This is a genomic window from Brevibacterium sp. S111 (assembly GCF_004745075.1).
Lineage (GTDB): Bacteria > Actinomycetota > Actinomycetes > Actinomycetales > Brevibacteriaceae > Brevibacterium.
This window is the reverse complement of record NZ_RHFH01000006.1, coordinates 168,019-191,720: the sequence shown is the minus strand read 5'-3', so window position 1 is coordinate 191,720 and position 23,702 is coordinate 168,019. Positions and strand designations below refer to the sequence as shown.

Genomic DNA, 23,702 nt, shown 5'->3' with positions numbered 1-23,702 from the left:
CATCAGTACCGAACTGTGAAACAATGGGGACATCACCCCGTAATCCTAAGGAGCTAGAACTATGGCAGCAGAACGCTTTTACGATGATGATGCCGACCTGTCCGTCATCCAGGGCAAGAAGGTCGCCGTCATCGGGTACGGCAGCCAGGGCCACGCGCACTCGCTGAGCCTGCGCGACTCGGGCGCCGAGGTCCGCATCGGCCTCAAGGAGGGCTCGGCCAGCCGCGACAAGGCCGCTGCCGAAGGCCTCGAGGTCGGCACCCCCGCCGAGGTGGCCGCATGGGCCGATGTAATCACCATCGCCGCACCCGACCAGGTGCAGGCCGAGATCTACAACAGCGAGATCAAGGATCAGCTGGCTCCCGGCAAGACGCTCGTGTTCATCCACGGCTTCAACATCCGCTACGACTACATCCAGGCTCCCGAGGGTGTCGACGTCATCATGGTCGCCCCGAAGGGCCCCGGCCACGTCGTGCGTCGTGAGTTCGTCGACGGACGCGGTGTGCCCGTCCTCGTCGCCGTTGAGGTCGACGCTTCCGGCAAGGCCTGGGACACCGTCCTGTCCTACGCCAAGGCCATCGGCGGCCTGCGCGCCGGCGGCATCAAGACGACCTTCACCGAGGAGACCGAGACCGACCTGTTCGGTGAGCAGACCGTGCTCTGCGGCGGAGTCTCGCACCTCGTGCAGTACGGCTTCGAGACCCTGACCGAGGCCGGCTACCAGCCCGAGATCGCCTACTTCGAGGTCCTCCACGAGCTCAAGCTCATCGTCGACCTGATGGTCGAGGGCGGCATCGCCAAGCAGCGCTGGTCCTGCTCCGACACCGCTGAGTACGGTGACTACGTCTCCGGCCCGCGGGTCATCACCCCCGAGGTGAAGGAGAACATGAAGGGCGTCCTCGACGACATCCAGAACGGCAAGTTCGCCGAGCGCTTCATGAACGACCAGAAGAACGGTGCACCGGAGTTCAACGAGCTGCGTGCGAAGGAAGAGCAGCACCCGATCGAGTCCACCGGTCGCGAGCTGCGCAAGATGTTCGCATGGCTCAAGGACAGCGACGACGACTACACCGAGGGCACTGCCGCTCGCTGAGTCCCCTCGCCGAGGCGGCGGTGCTTGAGCACCGCCGGATGAGGTGAGAGAAGCCCCGAACACCGACAGGTGTCCGGGGCTTCGTCGTGTGCCGGCGCAGGTGCGGAGACGAGTTGCCGGGTCATGGTGTGCCCGATGGATCCGCCTCGCCGAGGTGGCGAGCTGTTCGACGGTTCTCTGCTCAGGTTCTGCCGTTTCTCACGCCTTCGGCGGCACGGGGAGGTGATCTCGATTACTGTGGAGGGGTGACGAACTACAGATTCGAAGACTTCAAACCGACCATCGACGAGTCCACCGGCGAGCCCGATGAGCGCACGAAAGGCTATTTCGCGTCGACGAGCGTGGGCTTCCACGACCCGCGGTCGACCGATGCGGCCCTGCTCAATCGGGTCAAGCGGGCGATCGCCGATGGGCGCAACCTCACGGCCGTCTACGCTGATCAGGAGTTCGCCCATGGGCTCGACTCCGCGATCCCGGTGGCGACGTTCGCGTGGTTCGAGAAGCTCGTCAACGTCGGCGGGGGACGCCTCGTGCCCGGCCACCTCATCACGTGGATCACGGTGCGCCCAACCCATCGGCGGCGCGGACTGCTCCGCACGCTGATGACCACCGACCTCGCCGAGGCGAAGGCCAACGGCTATCCGTTCGCCGCGCTGACGGCGACCGAGGGCGGAATCTACTCCCGATTCGGCTTCGGTGTGGCCACGTGGTCGCATTCGATCGAGGTCGACACCTCGCCCGGGTTCAAGATGGTCCGCGAACCCGACCGGCGGGTGGAGATGTGCCTGCCCAGTGAGCTGCGGGAGCTGGCTCCGAAGATCTACGGCGAATTCATGCGGAGCTCGCCCGGAGCCATGGAGCGCCAGCAGACCTACATCGAGCGCGCCACCGGTGCGCTCAATGTCGAGACCGGGGAAGAGGACCGCGGAGTCCGCGCGGCACTGCACTTCGATGAGCAGGGCGAGCCCGACGGCTATGTCTCCTACAAGTTCGCCGGTTGGTCGAAGACCCCGCCGACCGTCGACATCATCGATTTCGTGGCCGTCACCGATGCCGCGTACGCCTCCCTGTGGTCATTCCTCGCCGCGATCGACCTTTCGACGCGGGTGACCTTCGCCGAGTCCGCCGAATACTCTCCGCTGCCGTGGCTGCTCACCGATTCGCGACGCGTGAAGACCGTAGCGACCGAAGACAACATCTGGATCCGCATCCTCGACGTCAAGGCCGCATTGGAGGCCCGACCCTGGTACGTGCCCGGGACCCTGACGATCGATGTCGACGATTCGCTCGACCTGACCGGGGGACGGTTCACCATCACTTCGGACGGGCAGAGCGCCGAGGTGACACCCGCCTCGGATTCGACGCCTGCAGACCTCGGGCTGGGCATCGCCGAGCTCGGCTCCCTGTACTTCGGCGGGGCCGATCCGGTCATCCTCTCCCGCGCTGGGCGCCTCGATGAGAAGACTCCGGGGGCTGCCGTGCTCGCCAGCGCGATGTTCAGCCTCGGTCGGGCACCGTATTCGCCGAACGGTTTCTGAGGGCCCGGTCTGTTGAGCGATTTTCCCAGAATCTGAGACCTTGTGAGCGCATTCGCGAAGTCTCATAAGATGGACACGTCCCGGATGCACCACCAGGAGGAAATCAGTGCCCAAACCCGTCGTGCTCATCGCCGAAGAACTGTCGCCGGCCACCATCGAAGCTCTCGGAGGAGACTTCGATATCCGCCACACCGAGGGTGCTGACCGTTCCCAGCTCCTTCCCGCCATCGCCGATGCCGATGCGATCCTCGTCCGCTCGGCCACGCAGGTCGATGCCGAAGCGATCGCGGCGGCGAAGAATCTCAAGGTCATCGCCCGCGCCGGCGTCGGACTCGACAATGTCGATGTCCCGGCTGCCACCTCGGCGGGTGTCATGGTCGTCAACGCACCGACGTCGAACATCGTCTCGGCTGCCGAATTGACCATGGCCCACATCCTGGGATCCGCACGCTACTTCGGCGCCGGCAACACCTCACTCAAGGCGGGGGAGTGGAACCGGAAGAAGTACACCGGCGTCGAGCTCTACGAGAAGACGCTGGGCATCGTCGGACTCGGTCGCATCGGCGGACTCGTCGCCGAGCGCGCGAAGTCGTTCGGCATGCGTCTCGTCGGCTACGACCCCTACATCACGCAGGCCCGTGCCGCGCAGATGGGCGTCGAGGTCGTCGACCTGCCCGGCCTGCTCGCCGTGTCCGACTTCGTCACCGTGCACATGCCCAAGACACCTGAGACGATCGGCATGATCAGCACCGAGGAGCTCAAGGCCGCGAAGCCCGGTGCCCGGTTCATCAACGTCGCCCGCGGCGGCATCATCGACGAGGAGGCACTCGCCTCGGCGATCGCGGCCGGTGAGGTCGGCGGTGCCGGCATCGACGTGTGGAACACCGAGCCGCCGGAGCATTCGGCACTCATGGAGCTCGACTCCGTCAACGTCACCCCGCATCTGGGTGCCTCGACGCATGAAGCACAGGAGAAGGCCGGAGTGGCCGTCGCGAAGTCCGTGCGCAAGGCCCTGGCCGGCGAGCTCGTGCCCGATGCGGTCAACGTCGCCGGCGGTGCCATCCACGAGGATGTGCGCCCGGGCATCCCGCTGGCTGAGCGTCTCGGCCGGGTCGTCAATGCGCTGGCCGACTCCTCGGTCACGCACTTCAAGGTCGAGGTCAACGGTGAGATCGCGGACAAGGACGTCTCCGTCCTCAAGCTCTCCGCTCTCAAGGGCCTGTTCAAGGACGTCGTGTCCGACCAGGTCTCCTACGTCAATGCACCGCTGCTGGCCGAGGAGCGCGGAATCGGCGTCGAGCTCGTTACCGATCCCTACTGCGAGTCGTTCCGCAATATCACTCGACTCACGGCGACGACGAGCACAGGACAGCGGATCTCCGTGGCGGGCACCGTGACCGGACCGAAACTCGTGCAGAAGCTCACCGAGGTCGACGGCTACTCGCTCGAGATCGAGCTGACCGACAACCTGCTGATCTTCCGCTATGAGGATCGGCCGGGCATCATCGGTCAGCTGGGTCTGGCGCTCGGGGCCAACAGCGTCAACATCGCCGGTATGCAGGTCTCGCCCGCGTCGACGAGCAATGAGGCGCTGTCTGTGCTCGCAGTCGACTCGGTCGTCTCCGACGAGGTCGTCAAGGCCGTCGCCGGGGCCGTGAATGCATCGACGTTCACCGCGGTGTCGCTGCAGGAGGACTGACTCACCGAAGCGTCCGTATCAGGGCCCGTTCATCCCGCCAGCCACAGAGCGAAGCGGGGTGAGCGGGTCCTTCGTCTCAGCAGAGTCCAGAACTCATCGGCGAGTACGGCAACGGCGATGCCGATGAGTGCTCCGGCGAGAGTATCGGTGAGCCAGTGGACCTGGAGAGCGGTGCGTGACCACATCATCGTCAGGATCCAGACGCCCGCGGCGATGAACGACCAATGGAAGCGCAGCCTCGGTGCCGGAGCCCTCATCTGCTGTTCGTGAGCACGGTCGGCATCCGCGCATTGTGCGTGTGCGCGTCGCGCTTCCCTGCGCTGTTCGTGAGCACGGGAGGCGATGATCGCCAGGCTCATCGCCAGGGCGGCGGCTCCCATCGAGTGCCCCGAAGGGTAGGAGAATCCGAGGGACTCGTAGAGCTGATCGCTCGGGCGCAGTCGCGTGACGATGGCTTTGAGGATCTCCGAGGTGGCGATGCCGGCGAGCATCGTTGTGGCCAGGAAGGCAGCGGATCTCCACCGTCGAAGCAGAGCGAAGAGTGCTGTGAGCAGCCCGGTGCAGATGACGACACCGGTGCCGCCGCCGACTTCAGCGAGGACGACGGCGACCCAGTACGGGACGGAGCCGTGGTCGAGGCCGACGAATCCGAGCCAGGACTGATCGACCGGAGTGGGGCCGATGTGGTCGAGGCGCAGCCACAAGCCGAAGGCGATGACGAGCAGGACGGCCGGCAGCGTCGACCACAGCAGCCAGCTGGGCTGCCTGCTCAAGCGTTCCAGAGGCCGTAGGTGTCGGCCAGCGAAGCGATCTTCTTCGCGCGGGCCAGGCGCGGGAGGTAGGAGCCGTCGGTGATCTCGGATCCGCCCTCCGCGGCTTCGAGCATCTGCCGGGCCCAGTCACGTTCGTCCTCGCTCGGGCTCATCGCCTCGTTGAGGGTGTTGACCTGGTCGATGCTGAGCACGAGTTTGCCGGTCATGCCCATCATGTGGGTGATCTCGGCGTCGGACCAGACCTTCTCGGCATCGGCATCGGCGGCCGACGGGCCGTCGATGGGGCCGGGCAGGCCACCCATACGGGAGGCGATGGTCAGGCGCGATCGTGCGTAGGCCAGGGCCATGGGATCACCGGAGAAGCCGGTGTCCTTGCGGAAGTCATTGGTGCCGAACGCGAGCCGGAAAGTGCCGGGCGCCTCGGCGATTCGGGTGGCGTTCTCGACTCCGCGTGCGGATTCGAGGAGCGCGAGCACGGGCAGGCCTGCCTTTGCGCGCATCGCAGTGTAGGACACCTGCTCGGGGCGTTCGGTCTCCGGCAGCATCACTCCGCGCAGGCCGGGGAGCATCGCGATCGCGGCGAGGTCGTCATCCCAGAACTCGGATTCCATCTTGTTGATGCGCACCCAGGCGGACATTCCGTTCTCGAGGGCGCGTACGACATTGTCGCGGGCGTCGAGCTTCTTGTCTTCGGCGACGGAAGCCTCGAGGTCGAAGATGACGGAATCCGCTTCCGAGGTCTGCGCGGGAGTGAAGCTCTCCTCTTTGGCAGCGTTGACGAGCAGCCAGGACCGGGAGAGCTTGGCGGGCAGAGCTGCGGCACGGGCATTGCGGATGGTTTCGGTCAATGATCGACTTTCTCTCGGGGCTGGGAACTGGCGGCCCCCACGGGGTTTGGGGTGCTATGTCCATCTTCGTCGCTGCCGGCGCAGATGTGTAGCCGACAGCAGGGATTGAGACGTGAATTTGTTCATGGTGGCACACGGGGGTCGGGCGCGAACGTCGCTGCACCCCCGCGCCATTGCGTCGGCGCAGACGACTGTCCACATTATAGGACAGGGGAGTTGAATGGTGAGATGAAGTCTTATTCTGTGAGCATGAAGTTCTCAATCGCAGTCATGCCCGGAGATGGAATCGGCAACGAGGTCGTCCCCGAAGGCCTCAAAGTCCTCCAGCGTGCCATCGAAGTCGCGGGAGAGCCCGTCGAGCTCGAGCTCACCGACTACACGGTCGGCGCGCAGCGCTGGCATGAGACGGGTGAGACGCTCACCGATGAGGAGCTCGAGTCGCTGCGGGACCATGACGCCATCTTCTTCGGCGCCTGCGGAGATCCGTCCGTGCCCTCGGGCGTGCTCGAGCGCGGAGTCATCCTCAAGATGCGCTTCGGGCTCGGCCATGCGGTGAATCTGCGTCCCTCGAAGCTGTTCGCCGGGGTGACCAGCCCGCTGGCGGCGCCCGGGAAGATCGATTTCGTCGTCGTCCGCGAGGGAACCGAAGGCTCCTATACGGGTTCGGGCGGCTCCGTGCGCACCGATACCCCGCAGGAGGTCGCGACCGAGGTCTCGGTCAACACCTGGTACGGAGTCGAGCGCGCCGTCCGCGACGCCTTCGCTCGCGCGCAGGCCCGGAACAAGAAGCTCACGTACGTCCACAAGCACAATGTCATGGTCCACGCCGGACACCTGTGGCGCCGCGTCGTCGAGAAGGTCGGGCAGGAGTACCCCGAGGTGGCCGTCAACTACGAGCACACGGATGCCTGCACGATCTACATGGTCACGGACCCGAGCCGTTACGACGTCATCGTCACCGACAACCTCTTCGGCGACATCCTCACCGACCTCGCCGCCGCAGTCACCGGCGGAATCGGGTTGGCCGCCTCGGGCAACCTCAACGTCGAAGGCACCGCGCCAAGCCTCTTCGAGCCCATCCACGGATCGGCACCGGATATCGCCGGACAGCAGATCGCGGACCCGACGGCATCGATCCTCTCTGGTGCACTCATGGCCTCTCACCTCGGGCTCGAGACCGTAGCGAAGTCGATCGAGGTCGCCGTCGAAGCCGACCTCGCCGATCGCGACGGAACGAAGCGCTCCACCACCGAGGTGGGGGACGCGATCGCGGCACGGCTCGGCTGAGCCCTCACCACGTCGTCGGCGACGGTCGGCACGTGACTTCACGGTTGCCTCGGCGAAGGCGTGCGTCTGACTTCACGGCCACCTGGGCAAGGGCGGGAGTGTGACTTCACAACCACCTCGGCGAAGTGGCGATCATCCCGACCGCGGGACGAAGCGGACATCACCCCGGCGCGACTCGTGCCGGGGTGATGGACTACCCTGACAGTGTCACTCATCACAATGAGAAGAGAGCTCCCATGACTGATTTCACCGTTCTTAAGAATCTCCAGCCGCAACCCGAGCTGGTCCGCGAGAACATCAAGAAGGATCCCGGTTTCGGCCAGTACTTCACCGACCATATGGCGCACATCCGATACACGGTCGATGACGGTTGGCAGGGGCACGAGGTCAAGCCCTACGGTCCGCTCGTCCTCGACCCGGCGGCCGCTGTGCTGCACTACGCTCAGGAGATCTTCGAAGGGCTCAAGGCCTACCGTCATGCTGACGGCTCGGTCTGGACCTTCCGTCCCGAGCGCAACGCCGCGCGCATCAACAAGTCAGCCGAGCGTCTCGCTCTGCCGCAGCTGAGCGAAGAGGACTTCGTCAACTCGCTCAAGACCCTCGTCGCCCAGGATCAGGTCTGGGTTCCGACGCCGGAGTCGGACGCCGACGAGTCGAGCCTGTACCTGCGTCCCTTCATGATCGCGACGGAGCGGTTCCTCGGCGTGCGGGCCAGCCACGAAGTCGACTACTACGTCATCGCGTCCCCTGCCGGACCGTACTTCTCCGGCGGCATCAAGCCCGTGTCGATCTGGCTCTCTCCCAAGCTCAAGCGCGCCGGAGCCGGCGGCACCGGTTTCGCCAAGTGCGGCGGCAACTACGCCTCTTCTCTGGTCGCGACCAACGAGGCGGCGGCCAACGGCTGCCAGCAGGTGCTGTTCACCGATTCGGTGGAGAATAAGTACATCGACGAGCTCGGTGGAATGAACCTCATGCTCGTGACGAAGAGCGGCAAGCTGCTCACTCCGGAACTGAGCGACTCGATCCTCGACGGCGTCACCCGTCGTTCGCTGCTCGAGCTGGCACCGCAGCTCGGGCTCGAGCCCGAAGAGCGCCAGATCTCCGTCGAGGAATGGCGCGAGGGTGCGGCCAGCGGTGAGATCGTCGAAGCTTTCGCGTGCGGCACCGCCGCGGTCATCACACCGATCGCCAAGCTCGTCAGTGAAGACTTCACCATCGACCACGGCGAAGCCGCTGGCGAGAAGACCATGGAGCTGCGCAAGACGCTGCTCGGAATCCAGTACGGTCGCCTCGAAGACAAGAACAACTGGCTCGTGCGCCTGGCCTGAGGCTGGGGCTGACCGGGACTGACGGGGCGGGGACGGCCTCGGGGCTGATGGCTCGGGGACTGCCTCGGGGCTGATGGCTCGGGGTTGACGGGCCCCGGCTCGGCTGGCGGGCCGGACGCTGCGGTGATCGCAGCGTCCGGCCTTTCTGCGTTCGTGCGGATGTTACTTGTTGCTGAGGCGGCGCGTACGTTCCGTGCCTGCACATGGACTGTTTTACTCAATTGTGCGTAAATTGAGGTACTGTGTCTTCGTGCACACGACAACCTCGGCGTCGACACCGACCGCCTCCGAAGTCATCGCCCAGCTCCCCTGGAAATGGCGCACTCAGGGTGCCATCTTCATCATCGGTGGGCTCGGTTTCATGTTCGACGCGTGGGACGTCGCCCTCAACGGGTTCCTCATCCCGCTGCTCAGCGACTACTGGAGCCTGAGCGTCGGCGAGGCCGCGTGGATCGCCACAGCGAACCTCATCGGGATGGCGCTGGGCGCATTCATCTGGGGCGGCATCGCCGATGTCATCGGCCGGAAGAAGGCATTCACTCTCACGCTCCTCGTCTTCTCGATCTTCACGGTCGCCGGGGCCTTCGCTCCAGCCTACGGGTGGTTCATCCTCTTCCGATTCCTTGCGGGATTCGGACTCGGCGGATGCATCCCCGTCGACTATGCGCTGGTCGGAGAGTTCACTCCCAGTCGTCATCGTGGACGCGTGCTCACTGCCATGGACGGCTGGTGGCCGATCGGTGCATCTCTGTGTGCTTTCGTGTCTGCCTATCTGCTCGACTTCGGCGACTGGCGACTGATCATGCTCGTCATGATCGTCCCGGCGCTGCTCACCGTCGCTGTCCGGTTCGGAATCCCCGAATCACCCCTCTATCTCGCTTCGGTCGGCCGCTACCGGGAAGCCGACGCAGTCATCACCCGGCTTGTCGAGCGCACCGGCGCCGATGTCCGTGAATGGACGCACGATGCGCCGAGTGCTGTTGGCACGGACGGCGACGTCCAGCCTGTTCCGGACGATGAAACCGCCCAGCACTCAGACTCCTCAGCAGGGCCCGCGGACCCGGCGGACTCAGCGGACCCAGCGGGCCTACCCAGCCCAGCAGGCTCAGCAAGCTCAGCGGGCTCGAGCGTGAACCGGCAGCTGCGTGCTGCCAGCGGTCAGCTCGTGCAGCTCTGGCAGCACTCGGCCAAGACGACTCTCGTCTCCTGGTCGCTGTTCGTCTCTGTTCTCCTTGTCTACTACGCGGCACTGACATGGCTGCCCGGAATCCTCAAGAAGCAGGGTTTGGCCGACCAGGCGGCCTTCCTCGTGACGGGGTCGATGACTGCGGTCGGCATCCTCGGCGTGGTCGTCTCGGCCCTCATCGTCGAGCGATTCGGACGCAAGGCTGTGCTGGGTGTGTCTTCGATCCTCGCCGCTGTGCTCCTCGTCGGGGCAGCGGTGTTCATCGAAGCCTCCGGTGCCGAACTCACCTTCACTGCGAAAGCGACGATCATCGGATTCGGGTTCGTCATCCAGATCGCGATCCCGACCCTCTACACCTATGTCTCCGAGCTCTACCCGACGCGTCTGCGCGGCTCTGGATTCGGGTGGGCTTCAGCGGCATCACGATTGGCGACGGGCATTGCGCCGATCGTCTTCGGCGCGTTCATGTGGCCGGTGCTCGGACTCACGCTGACGTTCATCCTCACCGGTGCCCTCGTCGTCGCAGCGGTCGTGCTCATGAGCTTCCTCGCTCGAGAGACCACCGGCGAAGAACTGAGCTGAGCCAGTCTACTGCGCTGAGCCAGTCAATCGACGGGTCGGGAATCCGCCTGGCGGCTGCCTGGGTCGAAGGCGGCCGTCAGCCGATTTGCAGGCTTGTGACCTGGGGATACGTGCACGGGAAAAGTCGTGTCAGTGCCTCCGTATAGTGTGTGAGGCATGGAGGCAGCGCAGGTTCCAGACGTACTCACCGAGATCCGTCGGTGGCGCACCCGCCTGTCCGAATTGCCCCCGGCAACGACCGAGGAAGAGGCCATCGACCGGATCACGGCGTTGGAGGAACTGACCGCAGCGGGCGCGGCCGCGCAGGCGCGGGAGACCCTGACATTCGACATGCTCCGCCGAAACCGGGAAGCCGAAGACGGAGTCGCCAGCAAGAAGCAGGGACTCGGAGTCGGGGCCGAGGTCGGCCTGGCGAGGAAAGTCTCCCGCTACCGTGGCGACGGGCTCCTGAAGTTCTCGCGCACGCTTCTCATGGACCTGCCCCACACCTATGCGGCGATGAAGGGCGGCGACATCTCGGAGGAGAAGGCCCGCGTCGTCGCGAAGGAATCCGACTGGCTGCCGCGCGAAAAGAAGCACGAACTCGATGAACGTATGGCCGAGCGCCTCCCCGAGGTGGGAGTCAGACGACTCGGCAACGAGGTGCGAGCGCTGGCACAGAAACTCGACCAAAAAGCTGCGGTCGACCACCTCGAACGCTGCGTCGAAGAGCGCGCGGTGACCGTGCGCCCGGCACCAGGGAACATGGCCTACCTGACGGCACTGCTGCCGATGCCGCAGGCAGTTGCCGCCTACACCAACCTGCAGAAGTCGGCACAGAGCCTCATCGCCACCGGCGAGGCCGACGGACGGACACAGAGCCAGATCACCGCTGACCTGCTGGTTGAGCGGCTGACCGGGCAGGAGACGACCGCCGCCGTGCCCACAGAAATCCACCTCATCATGCAGGCGAGCAGTCTGTTCGGGCCGGGAGACGAGCCTGCTTGGTTCCCCGGAGCCGGCCCGATCCCCGCGCAGTCGGCCCGGGACTTCGTGGTCGAAAACGACGCCGCCATGTTCATTCGACGGCTCTACACCCGTCCGGAGGACGGCCAGCTGGTGCGGATGGACTCGCGGCGCAGGGAATTCTCGGGCCTGCTTCGGCGCATGGTTACCTTCCGTGACGACGTCTGCCGCTCACCCTGGTGCGAGGCGCCCATCAAACATGCCGATCACGCGGATTCGTTCGCCTCCGGCGGCGAAACCGACTGGGACAACTCGTCCGGTCTCTGCGCGGCCTGCAACTATGCGAAAGAACTCACGGGATGGCGCCACAAGGCGACCCCAGATGCTCTTGAGGTGATCACTCCGACTGGTCACCATTACCGCACCCGGACCAAACCGATCAGCGGCCCCGATCCGGGGCTGGTTCACGGCGAGGTCGTGGCAGAGACGACTGCGCCGCCGGACAACAGGACCGCAGCGTCACCGCCGGACAACAGGACCGCAGCGTCACTGCCGGAAGCCGACACATCGATTCAGGTGCTGCTCCCATGGCTGGCCAAACGACGAAGAGGCCAGCCGTCGACCGTCGATGTCGGCGGCACCGCCATCGGAATCGACATCTTCGACGCCGACGATGAAACGCTGAGCCCCATCGAGGAACTGCTCCTCACCGGAATCCAGGCGCACGCAGGATTCCGGTGAGACGGGGCGGCGGCCTGGCCCTCGGTCTGAGTCACGATTGGACGGTCGGCGTGAAACAGAGGCTGGTCATTCGAGCTGAAGCAACGGGTGGACGTTCGGCCCGAAGAACGGCCGGTCATTGGACTTGAAACGGCAGATGGTCACCGGAAGTTCAACCGATCGTTGTGGCACTGCACTAGGGTGATGGCCATGAACGACGGCAATGGACAACCGGTGTCCGGCGAACAGTCCGTCGCTCCCATGATCGAAGTCGTGTGGGGACGCCTGTCGGGGCTGGGCCCGGGGTGGCAGGGCGTGCCCTCAGGTCCGGGCGTGTCCGGCGTGCTTCCTCCACGGGGAGAGGTCGAAGCGATCTACGGTGCTGCAGCCGCGGAACCACCGCTCAGCGAAGATCCCAAATACGCCACGCTGTTCGCCGACGTCTACGATGTATCGGTCCGCAGAGGACAAGTGGTGATGGCGCTGGCCCGATCCCAGACCGACGGACGTTTGAGCGCTTTCGCCTACGGGCATTACTGGAACTGGGAAGAACAGAAGTATCCGTGGGCATTCGAACTGCAGAGCAGCCTCGGCGAACGCTGCACCGAACTCGAATCGACGTTCGCACTCAACCTGCTCGCACGGGACCCGCGACGCCGCGATCAGGGGATCGGCCGACGGACTCTCGAAGCGTGGCTGAACGCCGTCGCCGGATACGGGTGCTGGCTGCAGACCGACGACATCGACAGCCCGGCCCGCCGTCTCTACGAGAGCCTTGGGTTCACCGAGCTCGGGCACGGCCCCGAAGCGCCCAACGGGCACCCCGGCCTGGTGATGTTCCGGCCGGCACCGAGCTGACAGCCCTCGGCAGCGTCGCGGACCGGCGAAGTGTCCACGTCAGCCGTGATCACTAGGATGGGGACATGCGTGAAGATGACCCCACCACAGCGACAGCCCCGACGACGAGTGCTGAAACGCCTGAAGACGAAAACCTCTGGCTCGAAGACATCTACGGTGACGAGCAGATCGCCTGGGTCAAAGAACAGAACGCGAAAACGCTTGAGCGTTTCCACGACCCTCTCTTCGACTCGATCGCCGGTGATCTGCGCACCGCCCTGGACTCCGACGACCGCATTCCGATGGTCACCAAACGCGGCGACCACTTCTTCAACTTCTGGCGAGACAAGAAGAACCCGAAAGGTGTGTGGCGACGCACCACCTGGGACAGCTACCGCACCGCGGAGCCGGACTGGGACGTGCTTCTCGACGTCGACGAACTGGCCGCCCGGGAAGACACATCCTGGGTCTGGTCCGGTGCCATGGTCCGCCGCAGCGACCACCGCCGCGCCCTCATCCTCCTGTCTCCGGACGGGGGCGACTCGCACAGGGTCCGCGAATTCGACCTCGACGACCGAACCTTCGTCGACGGAGGATTCGACATTCCCGCCGCGAAGACTCGACTGGCCTGGCTCGATGACGACACCGTGCTCGTCGCCACCGAAACCGACGCCGACTCGCTGACGACTTCGTCCTACCCCCGCCAAGCTCGAGTGCTCAAACGCGGACAGGCCGTATCCGAGGCCCCGATCATCGCCGAGGTGCCTCGCGACCACGTCGCCATCTTCGTCGGCAGCGACGTGCGACCAGGAGCGGAGACGACGGACCGAGCCGTCATCGTCGATGCCATCGACTTCTTCAACTCGCAGCTGAGCTTCCTCGACCTCGACGACATCCGCGTCGCCGGTGACACCGCAGATACCGACAGCACGCTCACCACCGACCCCGCGGAGTGGACCGAAGCACTCACCGCGGTCGACGTGCCCACCGATGTCGAGGTCGGTTTCGAACGCGACCTCGTCCTCTTCCGCCCCCAGTCGAACTGGAACGCCGCCACCACCGAGGTGCCCGCCGGCGGACTCGCCGTCGCCGACATCAGCGCGGTCAAGCAGGGCGAAGTCACTCCGCGTGTGATCTTCACCCCCGATGCCCACACTTCGCTCCAGTCGTTCACCTTCACCCGCGACTACCTCGTCCTCGAGCTGCTGGCCGATGTGCAGTCGAAACTCACCGTGTTCGACCTCGGCAACGACTTCGCCGAGTCCACCCTGCCCGGCGTCCCCGCCAACCACATGGTCGGCCTCAGCGCCGTCGACAAGTTCGACCCCGCCACAGCCAACGACTATTGGATGGTCAGCACCGGATTCCTCACGCCTTCGACCCTGTCCTACGGAACGCTGGGTGAGACTCCCGCAACCTCGACCTCGGAGGACGGTGCCACCCGCACGCCCATCGCCGAGGTGATCAAAACGGCACCGGCGCTGTTCCCGACCGAGGGGCTCAGCGTCGAGCAGCACTTCGCCACCAGCGCCGACGGAACGACGATCCCGTACTTCCAGATCGCGGCTTCAGACCTCGAACTCGACGGGAACAACCCCACACTCCTCGACGGCTACGGAGGCTTCGAAGTCAGCCGGACACCCGGATACTCTCCGGTCGTGGGCATCGGCTGGCTCGGCCGACAGACCCGCACCGATTCGCTCGGTCGCCGAGGCGTCTACGTGCTGGCGAACATCCGCGGGGGAGGCGAATACGGACCCGAATGGCACACCTCGGCGATGCGGGAGAACCGCATGCGCTGCTATGAGGACCACTCCGCCGTGGCCCGTGACCTCATCGACCGCGGAGTGACGAGCCCGCGCCGCCTGGGCTGCGCGGGCGGATCCAATGGCGGACTGCTGGTGGGAAACATGCTCACCCAGTACCCGGATCTCTTCGGCGCCGTGTCCTGCGGTGTACCCCTGCTGGATATGCGGCGATACACGAAGCTCAGCGCAGGATATTCGTGGAAGGCCGAATACGGCGACCCGGACGTGGCTGAGGATTGGGAGTTCATCAAGAGCTTCTCGCCCTACCACCTCATCGAAGACAACCGTGACTACCCACCGGTCCTGTTCTGGACCGCCACGTCCGACGACCGAGTCGGACCGGTCCAGGCCCGGAAGATGGCGGCCCGAATGCAGGCGGCAGGAATCGATGACGTGTGGTTCTTCGAGGACACCGAAGGCGGCCACTCGGCGGCGTCGGACAATGAGCAGACAGCGTTCACCAGAGCATTGAGCTACCGCTTCCTGTGGAACGCCCTGACAGGGGAGTAGGTTGGAGAGATGACGAACGAGACACAGCACTTCCACGGCGAATACAAGGTCATCGGCGGCAAACTCGTCGTCGCCGATGTGGTGACCGACGGCAAGACCATCACCGAGGTGAAGATCTCCGGCGATTTCTTCCTCGAACCCGAAGAAGCCTACTTCGACCTCGCCCCGGCACTCGTCGGCGCCAGCGTCAGCGCCGATAATGCGGCACTGCGCGGCCGCCTCGACGAGGCGCTCGCCGGCTACGGTTCGGAGCTGGCGATGCACGGGTTCTCCACCGCCGATATCGCCACGGTCGTGCGCCGGGCCCTCGGCTCGGCCGCGAACTTCACCGACTTCGACTGGCAGGTCATCCGCGGTGAAGTGCTGCCGACCCAGCTCAACGTCGCTCTCGACCAGGTGCTGCTCGAAGAGGTCGCTGCCGGCCGCCGCAAGCCGACCCTGCGGTTCTGGGAATGGGAGGACACCGCGACCGTCATCGGTGCCTTCCAGTCCTACGTCAACGAGCTGCGGCCCGAAGGGGCGGAGAAGCACGAAGTGCAGGTTGTCCGTCGGATCTCCGGCGGAGGTGCCATGTTCATGGAGGGCGGGAACTGCATCACCTACTCGATGTTCGTCCCGCCCGCCCTCGTCGCCGGCCTCGACTTCGAGGAGTCCTACGTCTTCCTCGACCAATGGGTGCTCGCTGCGCTGAAGACTCTCGGCGTCGAAGCCTTCTACAAGCCGATCAACGACATCTCCTCGACCGGCGGCAAGATCGGCGGCGCCGCGCAGAAGCGCATGCGCGACGGCACCCTGCTCCACCACGCCACGATGAGCTACGACATCGATGCCGACAAGATGGTCGAAGTCCTGCGCATCGGCGAGGCGAAGATCTCCGACAAGGGCGTAGCGAGTGCGAAGAAGCGCGTCGATCCGCTGCGCAGCCAGACCGGTGAGGCACGCAAGGACATCATCGACGTCATGGCTGACACCTTCGCGACCCGGTACGGGGCCACCTACGGCACCTACACCGAGGCGGAGCTGCAGCGAGCGCAGGAGCTCGTCGACGAGAAGTTCGGCACCGAAAAGTGGACGCACCGAGTCCCGTGAGGCCGAGCAGGCGATCCTGGACGAGCAGATGACCGTGGCCGGCGAGGCGACCGCAGGCCAGTCGACCGTGGCTGGCGAGGCGACCGCAGGCGAGCCGAACCTCGCCGATCGCCCGACATTCCGCGGCACGATCGTCGCCCTCGGCGGAGGCGGGTTCTCCATGTCGGAGACAGGGGAGTCGGCCATCGATGACGCACTCCTGCGGATGGCTCAGGCTGCAGGTGTCGGAGACCGACGCGCCGACGATCCACGACCGCATGTGTGCTTCGTCCCCACGGCGTCGGGCGACAGCAGCGACTACATCGAACGCTTCGAAGCCGCGTTCGCCGGGAGGGCGCACACCCACGTGCTCTCCCTGTTCGGCCAGAGTCCCTGGGACTACCGAGCCCCGGACATGCTCGGCGACATGGACCTCGTCTATGTCGGCGGCGGTTCGACGGCGAACCTCCTCAGCCTGTGGCGTCGGCACGGAGTCGATGAGGCGATGGCACTAGCCGCCGACGGCGGGACGATCCTCGCCGGGATCAGCGCGGGAGCGAACTGCTGGTTCGCCGCCTCCTCGACCGACTCATTCGGTCCTTTGGCCCCGCTCGATGACGGGCTCGGCTTCCTCCCGGGAAGCGCCTGCCCTCACTTCCACGGCGAACCCGGACGGGAGGAATCCTTCATCCGCTGGATCGAACAGGGCCGACTTCCCAGCCCCGGGATCGCCATCGACGATCACGCCGCGGTCGTGTTCGAAGACGGCAGAGCCACCTCGGTGCTGGTTGAAGCTCCGGAGGCGAAAGCCTACAGCGTCGATGAACACGGCGGGATCCGAATCCTCGACGAACACGGACAGGTCGCGGCCGTCGCTGAGCACGAGCGAACCGAGGAGAACTTCGGGACGGACGAATGACCGCATCGGCCCCGGTGGTCTGTAGGATTGGGAGTCAACCACATCCCCTTCACGAGGAGAGCCATGCGCCAGGTCGAACCGTCCGTTGAACTGCTCGCCAAGCCCAGCATCGATTGGGAAGCGATGCGGACCTACCTCGACGAAGTCGGCGGCACGTCCTGGGCGGATCGGGTCGAGGACGCGGAATCTCCCGACGCCGAGGATCTCCTCGAGTTCTCCGGTCGTATGTGCTACCGCTCGTGGGAGCCGGGGCTGAACCCGAACGTCTCTCGCGTGCGCACCGATTCCGCGCAGTACATCGGCAATGTCGTGAGGTCCCAGCACGGTTCCGTGCTCGAACACGCGAACTTCTCCTTCGTCCTCCACAACGTCTCCCGGGTGCTCACCCACGAGCTCATCCGCCACCGCGCGGGCTCCGCATTCTCACAGGAATCCCTGCGCTATGTGCGCCTGTCCGACATCCCGTTCTGGTTCCCCGAATGGGCCCGTGAAGATCCCGAACTCATGGAACGCAGCCTCAAGGTCCTCGACACGCTCGAAGAGCACCAGAAGTGGATGGCCGAGCACTTCGAACTCGATGAGTCGAGCACGAAGTTCTCCCACAAGAAGCACATGACTTCGTTCATGCGCCGCTTCGCCCCGGAGGGCCTGGCCACCGGCATCGTCTACACCGCGAACCTGCGCTCCCTGCGCCACGTCATCGAGATGCGCACCGCCAAGGGCGCCGAAGAGGAGATCCGCCTCGTGTTCAACAAGATCGGTGAGGTGATGCGGGAAGAGGCCCCCGCAGTCTTCGCCGACTACGAGGTCGTCGACGGGGAATGGATCCCCGGCACACGCAAGGCCTGAACCAGAGACCAGGAGGAACCGTCATGGCCGATATCTACGCAGCCCAGCTCAATCCCGGCAAGCTCGAGGTCGTCACCGACTGGGTTGCCGCGCAGAAGTGGGCGAGCGAACTCGACCTCGCGGCGAACCCGCTGGAACAGGTCACGTCCTACCGCTTCGATGACCCCGCCGGCGAGGTCGGGCTCGAGGTCCACATCGTCCGCAGCGGTGACCGGCACCTCCAGGTTCCGCTGAGCTACCGCGGGGAACCGCTGAAGGGTGCCGATGAGCATCTGGTCGCGACCATGGAGCACTCGGTGCTCGGGAAACGCTGGGTGTACGCGGGCATGGGCGATCCCGTGTTCCGCCAGCGCCTCGACGACGCCATCGCGACAGCCGGAACCTCGGCCAAGCAGTACCGCGTGGACGAAGCCGGCAACCGCGGAGACGAGATCACCGAGGTGGCCCATGCCTTCGGGACGGGACCGCTGCCCGGCGCCGGCGACGTTGAGATGCTCTACCAGCTCAACCTCGATTCGCCCGGCGAAGGCTCGGAAGGCGGCCTGCTGCTGGGACGTTGGGCCGGTCAGGAAAACTCGGTCGTCCTCGCCGTCATGGCCTGAGACTCCGAGGCACCGACCCGCGGCGGCCGGCTCACGGTCGGCCCGTCACCGACCCAGGTCGATGATCGTCATCCCCGCCGTCACCGCGGGGACGCTCATCGCCTCCATCGCCTCGGGTGCTTCATCGAGACCGATGACCTTCGTGACGAGCTCCTGCGGGCGCAGCCGACCCGCGACGACGAGTTCGACGAGTCCGGGGTAGTCGGCGGCGGCCATTCCGTGCGAACCGAGCACACTGAGCTCGAGCGCGATCACCCGCGGCACATCGATGACCGGCTCTTCGGGCAGCAGACCGATCTGCACATGCCGGCCCAGGGGTGCCAACGCCCCGATCGCCGCCCGGATCGTATCGGCCCGACCCAGCGCATCGACGGTCACATCCACTCCATCGGGGCAGTCGTCGCTGAACTGCGCGACCACCTCGGCGCTCAGCTCGTCCGGACTCAGCCCGGAGGCGTTGACGGTCCTGCCGGCACCGAGGGTCCGCGCGGACTCAAGGCTCGCCTCGGCGATGTCGATCGCCACGACCTGCGCGCCGAGAGCCCGGGCGATCATGATCGCCGACAGTCCGACTCCGCCGCAGCCGAACACGGCCACCGTCTCCCCGGCGCTCAGCTGTGCGCGTGCCCGCAGCCCGTGGAAAGCCGTGGCAAAGCGGCAGCCGAGACCGACGACAGCCGCGGCCGGGAGTTCCTCCGGCACGGCCACGAGGTTCGCATCGGCATGGTGGATGACGACCTGATCAGCCCATGAGCCGAAATGCGTGAAGCCCGGCTGCGTCTGCTCGGGGCAGACCTGTGCATTGCCGGAGAGGCACCAGCGGCAGGTCCCGCAGCCGCAGACGAACGGCACGGTCACGCGCTGACCGGTGCGGAATTCCTCCACGCCGACCCCCACCGAGGCGATCCGACCGACCAGCTCATGTCCGGGAACATGAGGCAGATCGATCGTCGCATCGTGGCCCGACCAGGCATGATGATCGCTGCGGCAGACCCCCGTGGCTTCGACGTCGATGACCACGCCCGCAGCGGGCGCGGTCGGAGCAGCGATGTCGCGCAGCTGAGGGCGGACGGAGAACTGATCGAAGACGATGGCGCGCATACTGCTGATCGTAGACGGCACGTTCGGCCCGGAATCATCGCGTCCGCGTTCTGGCGGACGTCAGCGCGGGTGGATGTCGGCGGCCGCCAGAGCCTCGAGCATCCGTGCCCGCAGAGCCTGCGCCCGGGCCGAGAACTCCTTCTGTCGGCGCATGTACTCGGCCTTGCCGGCAGCGGTCTCGATGGCGACGACACCGTACCCCCATCCGCGCAGGTCATAGGGGGAGGCCTCCATGTCGAGCGTGCGGATGTCGAGCGCGAGATCGAAGCAGTCGACGACGAGACCGGAATCAGCGATCGGCGAGATCTTCATCGCCCATTTGTACAGATCCATGCCGGCATGCAGGCAGCCGGGCTGCTCATCGGCGATCATGCCCTCCCGGCGCGGCTGCAGAGTGTTGAGCGGCCTCGCGGGCTCGGTGAAGAAGCGGAACGCATCATGATGCGAACACTGGATGCGGTGACTTTCGACGACAGTATCGGTCTCGGCCGGGCTCAGCCGCAGCGGCACCTGCTGATGCCGGCGCTGCTCGTCGGTCAGACGGTAGACCATCGCCCACTCATGGATGCCGAAACACCCGAAATTCGCTTCCCGATGGAGTGTCGACGACAGCAGAGAGGCGATGAACTTCGCCCCGTCCCCGCGGTCTGTGCGCCAGGACCCGAGGTCGACCTCGGCGAAATTCCGGTCCTCATCGATGCGATACCAACGACGGTCGAAATACCGATGATCGGCCGCCTCGGCGAGCTCGACGCGGACTCCCGGACCGGGATGCCACTTCTTCAGCTGCCCGACCTTGAACGGATAGTAGGTGAAGAGGAAATCCTCGACCGGGTGGGACTCCTGCCGCATCCGCCGCTCGATGTGCGCATCGGTGCGCTCGGCGATCCCGGCAGCGTGCGCATCGCGCAGCGGCCGCCAGATCGCGGCAGGCACGACACCCTCACCGAGGTTGCCCGACGCGGAGTCGGCGCGCTCGGTCGCGGACGGAGTCGACGAGAGTGCGGAAGTCACCGGTCCATTGTCCCAGACCGCGAGGCGGATGCAGATTCGACGGCGGCGATGCCGACAGTGGGCGAGATCGGATTCGCCTGCGGTTCAGCGTCCGGAGCGTTTCGTGCCTTTCGCCGCTGGAGCGCTCAACGGGTCCGCGGGCCACGGGTGCTTCGGGTATGCGCCCCTGTTCTCGGCCCTGACCTGGGCATACGCATTGGCCCAAAATGACGCGAGATCGCTGGTGACCGCCAAGGGGCGTCGGGCGGGGGAGAGCAGGTGCGCGGTGACGGCGACCCTGCCGTCGCAGATGCGGGGGATCTCGCTCCACCCGAAGCACTCTTGGAGCTTGACTGCGAGCACGGGGCCGGGGATCTGTTCCGGATCGACGAGATCGGGATCCGGGTAGTCCAGCCGAACCCGGGATCCGCTGGGCACCTCGAGGCGGCTCGGCACCAACTCCTCGAGGCGGGCCGCCTCCGGCCACGGCAGCAGCGTGCGCAGCGCGGAGACGAGGTCGACCCGCGCAGGGTCGGCACCCTTCGCAACCCGGTCGAGAGCTTCGGGGCACCAGTGGTCAAGCGTGTCCGTGAGGTGCTGCCAGCTGACCTCGGGCCACGGCTCGCCGAACACCAGCCGCAGCATCCCGAGTCTGGCCCGCAGCGCTTCGAAGGCCTCCGAGGGGCGCAGCACCTCCCGCGCCCCACGCTCACGCACGGATTCGGCGATGGCCCGGCGGGCGAGTTCGGGACCGGCCTGAATCGGGGTGGCCGAGAGCTCGATCCCGCCGAGGCGGCTGCGCCGGACCGCCCGCACCTTGCCGCCCTCGAAGCTCGCTGTCTCCTCCGTGCGGAGCAGGCCGGCACCGGCGAGTTCGGCAGTGTCCTGGTCGATGGGCACCGCGGAGCGGATGATCGCCCGCGAACCGGCCAGCCCCACCTCGGCGATGGCCAGCCACGGACTGCCCTGCAGGGAGGAATCCCGCGGCAGGTTCGCCGCGGTTCCCGACGCCAGCAGATAGTCGGAGTCCGAACCGCTGCGCAGCCGGGCGATCTGCGGCGGGAAGGACAGAGCGGTGATGAGCCCGAGATCGTCCGTGCCGAGGCGGCCGAGTCTGTCGAGCGCGGCGTCGTCGGGCGCTTCGGGTCCGCCGTCGCCGAACTGCCGGGCCATGCCGGTGAAGCGTTTCCGGTCCTGGACGAAGCGGGAATCCTTGCTGCTGCTGCGCAGCTGTCGCAGCAGTGCTGAGAGGTCGGCTCCGGGAGCGCGCTGGTCGGATTCGATGACGGCGGTCGCCTCAGCTGCGAGCGCGGGGGTGAGCAGCGCCGTGCCGTCGAGGAGGCCGCGTGCCGACCACACCGAGGCGGGAATCGCCGCGATCGCCCGCCCGGTCTCGGTGACGTGGAGCCCGGAGATCGGGAGGTCGGGTGCACCGTCTGGCCCGTCCGTCGCGTCACTGACATCGACAGCGCCGATCGCCACGAGGTTGTCGATCGCCTGCCTTTTCGGTCCGGCCGGCAGCGGTTCGGGCAGCAGCGTCTCATCCCCACCCCACACCGCCAGGGCCAAGACCGCTGCGGTGAGGTCTGAGGTCACGACCTCGGGAGGAGTGTGCTCGGGCAGGCTCGCCCAATCGGCCTCGGACAGGCAGCGATAGGCCACACCGGGCCCCTGTCTCGCGGCGCGACCGGAACGCTGAGTGCCCGAGGCCTTCGACTCGCGCATCGTCACCAGGCCGGACATGCGCCGACGTGTATCCAATCGCGGCCCGCGTGCGAGCCCGGAATCGACGACGATCCGCACACCCGGAACCGTCAGCGCCGATTCGGCGACCGAGGTCGAGACGATGACGCGACGGGGAGACTGCGACTCATGAGGGCGGAGGATCGCGTCCTGGTCCTTCGCCGGCGTCCGGCCGGTGAGCGTGTGCACTTCGACCGGCGCGGCGGGTTCCGTCCCGGACGACGCAGATTCGGACGAAGCTGACTCCAAACGCCGCCGCACCCGCACAGCCACTTCGTCGACCTCACGGGCACCGGGTGCGAAGACGAGCACATCACCGGACCCGTTCTCTGCGAGCGCCCGCAGCGTCGTCGCCGCCAGATGATCCAGGAAAGCTCGGGTCACACCCCTGGCGTCGAGGGGCCGCTCTTTCGCCGGCGCCCACCGGATCTCCAGGGGATGGACGTCCGCGGCCACCGACAGCAGCGTCGCCGGCGACTGCGGACCCTCACCGAGGCGTGCAGCCCACAGTCGGGCATCGAGAGTCGCCGACATGACGATCACGGACAGGTCCTCGCGCAGATCCACCAGCTCCCGACACATCGCGAACATCAGATCGGTGTCCAACTGCCGCTCGTGCACCTCGTCGAGGATCACCCCCGACACCCCGGCCAGCTCCGGATCCCGCAGCATCCTGGCCATGAGCACACCGGTGGTGACGAACTCGATGCGTGTGCGCGCTGAGGTCCGCGAATCACCGCGGACCGTGAACCCCACCACCTCGCCGAGGCGGGTTCCCGTCAATGCGGCCAGTCGCCTGGCCGCCGCGCGGGCAGCCATCCGCCGCGGCTGGGTGACGATGATGCGCCCCGGTGCGGCGTCTGCACCGCTGGCAGCGGCCGCACCGCCAGCAGTGGCCGCACCGGCCGTCAGGGCCAGGTGCTCGGCAATCATCGGCGGCACCACGGTGGTCTTACCGGTGCCGGGAGGAGCCTCGACGACCAATCGCGGGGCACCGGCCGCCTCGGCGAGGTGGAGCTCGCCGATGAGCGCGGCTGCGGGCAGGCCCGCACCGATGCGGGCGAGATCGAAGGTGTGCGGGGCGGACGGATCGGGCATGGCACCAGTCTCTCAGCCGGGCGGCCCCACCCGCGCACTCAGCCCCACCCGCGCACGCGGCTCCGCGGCGCTCCTGCACGGGAGCCGACCAGTCATCCGGACGCATCCGGGCCCACCGGCTCACGGACCGGCAACGACCCGTGCGCGGAAGCGGCCCGTCACTGACTAGACTGGG

General features: G+C 66.3%; 18 protein-coding genes. 13 read left to right on the top strand and 5 right to left on the bottom strand.

Annotated elements, in window-relative coordinates:
• Nucleotides 1-61 precede the first annotated feature (61 nt).
• The 3 genes from ilvC to serA all read left to right on the top strand — a co-directional run bounded on the left by ilvC (nt 62) and on the right by serA (nt 4,330).
• Nucleotides 62-1,093, top strand: a complete 1,032-nt coding sequence (gene ilvC / locus EB836_RS08965) for a ketol-acid reductoisomerase (protein ID WP_135539560.1) — start codon at nt 62-64, stop codon at nt 1,091-1,093.
• A 245-nt stretch (nt 1,094-1,338) separates the two neighbouring features.
• A complete protein-coding gene (locus tag EB836_RS08960; protein ID WP_135539558.1) occupies nt 1,339-2,631 on the top strand; it encodes a GNAT family N-acetyltransferase in 1,293 nt (430 codons plus the stop codon).
• A 106-nt stretch (nt 2,632-2,737) separates the two neighbouring features.
• A complete protein-coding gene (gene serA / locus EB836_RS08955) occupies nt 2,738-4,330 on the top strand; it encodes a phosphoglycerate dehydrogenase (RefSeq protein WP_135539556.1) in 1,593 nt (530 codons plus the stop codon).
• Between the two features lie 29 nt (nt 4,331-4,359).
• On the opposite strand, the gene EB836_RS08950 is transcribed toward serA, so the two are convergent.
• Together EB836_RS08950 and EB836_RS08945 are read right to left on the bottom strand one after the other, a co-directional pair.
• Nucleotides 4,360-5,103, bottom strand: a complete 744-nt coding sequence (locus tag EB836_RS08950) for a phosphatase PAP2 family protein (protein ID WP_135539554.1) — start codon at nt 5,101-5,103, stop codon at nt 4,360-4,362.
• Nucleotides 5,100-5,951 (bottom strand): CoA ester lyase, encoded by an 852-nt coding sequence (locus EB836_RS08945; protein ID WP_135539552.1) that lies wholly within the window; start codon nt 5,949-5,951, stop codon nt 5,100-5,102. The genes EB836_RS08950 and EB836_RS08945 overlap by 4 nt, the downstream gene beginning before the upstream one ends.
• A 249-nt stretch (nt 5,952-6,200) precedes the next feature.
• Here EB836_RS08945 and EB836_RS08940 point away from each other — a divergent pair, with 249 nt between their 5' ends.
• From EB836_RS08940 to EB836_RS08895, 10 genes are all read left to right on the top strand, one after another.
• Complete coding sequence (locus EB836_RS08940; RefSeq protein ID WP_135539550.1) at nt 6,201-7,238, top strand: 3-isopropylmalate dehydrogenase; 1,038 nt, start codon at nt 6,201-6,203, stop codon at nt 7,236-7,238.
• A gap of 236 nt (nt 7,239-7,474) precedes the next feature.
• Nucleotides 7,475-8,566: a branched-chain amino acid aminotransferase gene (locus EB836_RS08935; RefSeq protein ID WP_135539548.1), complete on the top strand. Its 1,092-nt coding sequence runs from the start codon at nt 7,475-7,477 to the stop codon at nt 8,564-8,566.
• 250 nt (nt 8,567-8,816) lie between these two features.
• Nucleotides 8,817-10,334, top strand: a complete 1,518-nt coding sequence (locus EB836_RS08930) for an MFS transporter (protein WP_135539546.1) — start codon at nt 8,817-8,819, stop codon at nt 10,332-10,334.
• Nucleotides 10,335-10,490: 156 nt separating this feature from the next.
• Entirely contained in the window at nt 10,491-12,020 is a 1,530-nt protein-coding gene (locus tag EB836_RS08925; protein WP_135539544.1) for an HNH endonuclease signature motif containing protein, read from the top strand.
• Between the two features lie 189 nt (nt 12,021-12,209).
• The gene (locus tag EB836_RS08920; protein ID WP_135539693.1) at nt 12,210-12,857 is read left to right on the top strand and encodes a GNAT family N-acetyltransferase; all 648 of its coding nucleotides are present in this window, start codon (nt 12,210-12,212) and stop codon (nt 12,855-12,857) included.
• Nucleotides 12,858-12,922: 65 nt separating this feature from the next.
• Nucleotides 12,923-15,154 (top strand): prolyl oligopeptidase family serine peptidase, encoded by a 2,232-nt coding sequence (locus EB836_RS08915; protein WP_135539542.1) that lies wholly within the window; start codon nt 12,923-12,925, stop codon nt 15,152-15,154.
• 9 nt (nt 15,155-15,163) lie between these two features.
• Nucleotides 15,164-16,243 (top strand): biotin/lipoate A/B protein ligase family protein, encoded by a 1,080-nt coding sequence (locus EB836_RS08910; protein WP_135539540.1) that lies wholly within the window; start codon nt 15,164-15,166, stop codon nt 16,241-16,243.
• A gap of 28 nt (nt 16,244-16,271) precedes the next feature.
• Nucleotides 16,272-17,141, top strand: coding sequence for a peptidase E (locus EB836_RS08905; RefSeq protein WP_135539538.1), 870 nt, complete (start codon nt 16,272-16,274; stop codon nt 17,139-17,141).
• Nucleotides 17,142-17,204: 63 nt separating this feature from the next.
• Complete coding sequence (gene thyX / locus EB836_RS08900) at nt 17,205-17,990, top strand: FAD-dependent thymidylate synthase (RefSeq protein WP_135539536.1); 786 nt, start codon at nt 17,205-17,207, stop codon at nt 17,988-17,990.
• A gap of 23 nt (nt 17,991-18,013) precedes the next feature.
• The gene (locus EB836_RS08895) at nt 18,014-18,592 is read left to right on the top strand and encodes a hypothetical protein (protein WP_135539535.1); all 579 of its coding nucleotides are present in this window, start codon (nt 18,014-18,016) and stop codon (nt 18,590-18,592) included.
• A gap of 45 nt (nt 18,593-18,637) precedes the next feature.
• Here the strand turns inward: EB836_RS08895 and EB836_RS08890 are convergent, their stop codons facing one another.
• The 3 genes from EB836_RS08890 to hrpB all read right to left on the bottom strand — a co-directional run bounded on the left by EB836_RS08890 (nt 18,638) and on the right by hrpB (nt 23,527).
• Nucleotides 18,638-19,693 (bottom strand): alcohol dehydrogenase catalytic domain-containing protein, encoded by a 1,056-nt coding sequence (locus EB836_RS08890; protein WP_135539533.1) that lies wholly within the window; start codon nt 19,691-19,693, stop codon nt 18,638-18,640.
• A gap of 60 nt (nt 19,694-19,753) precedes the next feature.
• A complete protein-coding gene (locus tag EB836_RS08885) occupies nt 19,754-20,707 on the bottom strand; it encodes a 3-methyladenine DNA glycosylase (protein WP_346763084.1) in 954 nt (317 codons plus the stop codon).
• Between the two features lie 84 nt (nt 20,708-20,791).
• The gene (gene hrpB / locus EB836_RS08880) at nt 20,792-23,527 is read right to left on the bottom strand and encodes an ATP-dependent helicase HrpB (RefSeq protein WP_135539531.1); all 2,736 of its coding nucleotides are present in this window, start codon (nt 23,525-23,527) and stop codon (nt 20,792-20,794) included.
• Nucleotides 23,528-23,702: the final 175 nt, after the last annotated feature.

Coding starts and splice junctions, on each gene's coding strand:
- ilvC (WP_135539560.1), top strand. CDS start 62: ATGGCAGCAGAACGCTTTTACGATGATGATGCCGACCTGTCCGTCATC.
- EB836_RS08940 (WP_135539550.1), top strand. CDS start 6,201: ATGAAGTTCTCAATCGCAGTCATGCCCGGAGATGGAATCGGCAACGAG.
- EB836_RS08935 (WP_135539548.1), top strand. CDS start 7,475: ATGACTGATTTCACCGTTCTTAAGAATCTCCAGCCGCAACCCGAGCTG.
- EB836_RS08925 (WP_135539544.1), top strand. CDS start 10,491: ATGGAGGCAGCGCAGGTTCCAGACGTACTCACCGAGATCCGTCGGTGG.
- EB836_RS08920 (WP_135539693.1), top strand. CDS start 12,210: ATGAACGACGGCAATGGACAACCGGTGTCCGGCGAACAGTCCGTCGCT.
- EB836_RS08915 (WP_135539542.1), top strand. CDS start 12,923: ATGCGTGAAGATGACCCCACCACAGCGACAGCCCCGACGACGAGTGCT.
- EB836_RS08910 (WP_135539540.1), top strand. CDS start 15,164: ATGACGAACGAGACACAGCACTTCCACGGCGAATACAAGGTCATCGGC.
- EB836_RS08905 (WP_135539538.1), top strand. CDS start 16,272: ATGACCGTGGCCGGCGAGGCGACCGCAGGCCAGTCGACCGTGGCTGGC.
- thyX (WP_135539536.1), top strand. CDS start 17,205: ATGCGCCAGGTCGAACCGTCCGTTGAACTGCTCGCCAAGCCCAGCATC.
- EB836_RS08895 (WP_135539535.1), top strand. CDS start 18,014: ATGGCCGATATCTACGCAGCCCAGCTCAATCCCGGCAAGCTCGAGGTC.
- EB836_RS08890 (WP_135539533.1), bottom strand. CDS start 19,693: ATGCGCGCCATCGTCTTCGATCAGTTCTCCGTCCGCCCTCAGCTGCGC.
- hrpB (WP_135539531.1), bottom strand. CDS start 23,527: ATGCCCGATCCGTCCGCCCCGCACACCTTCGATCTCGCCCGCATCGGT.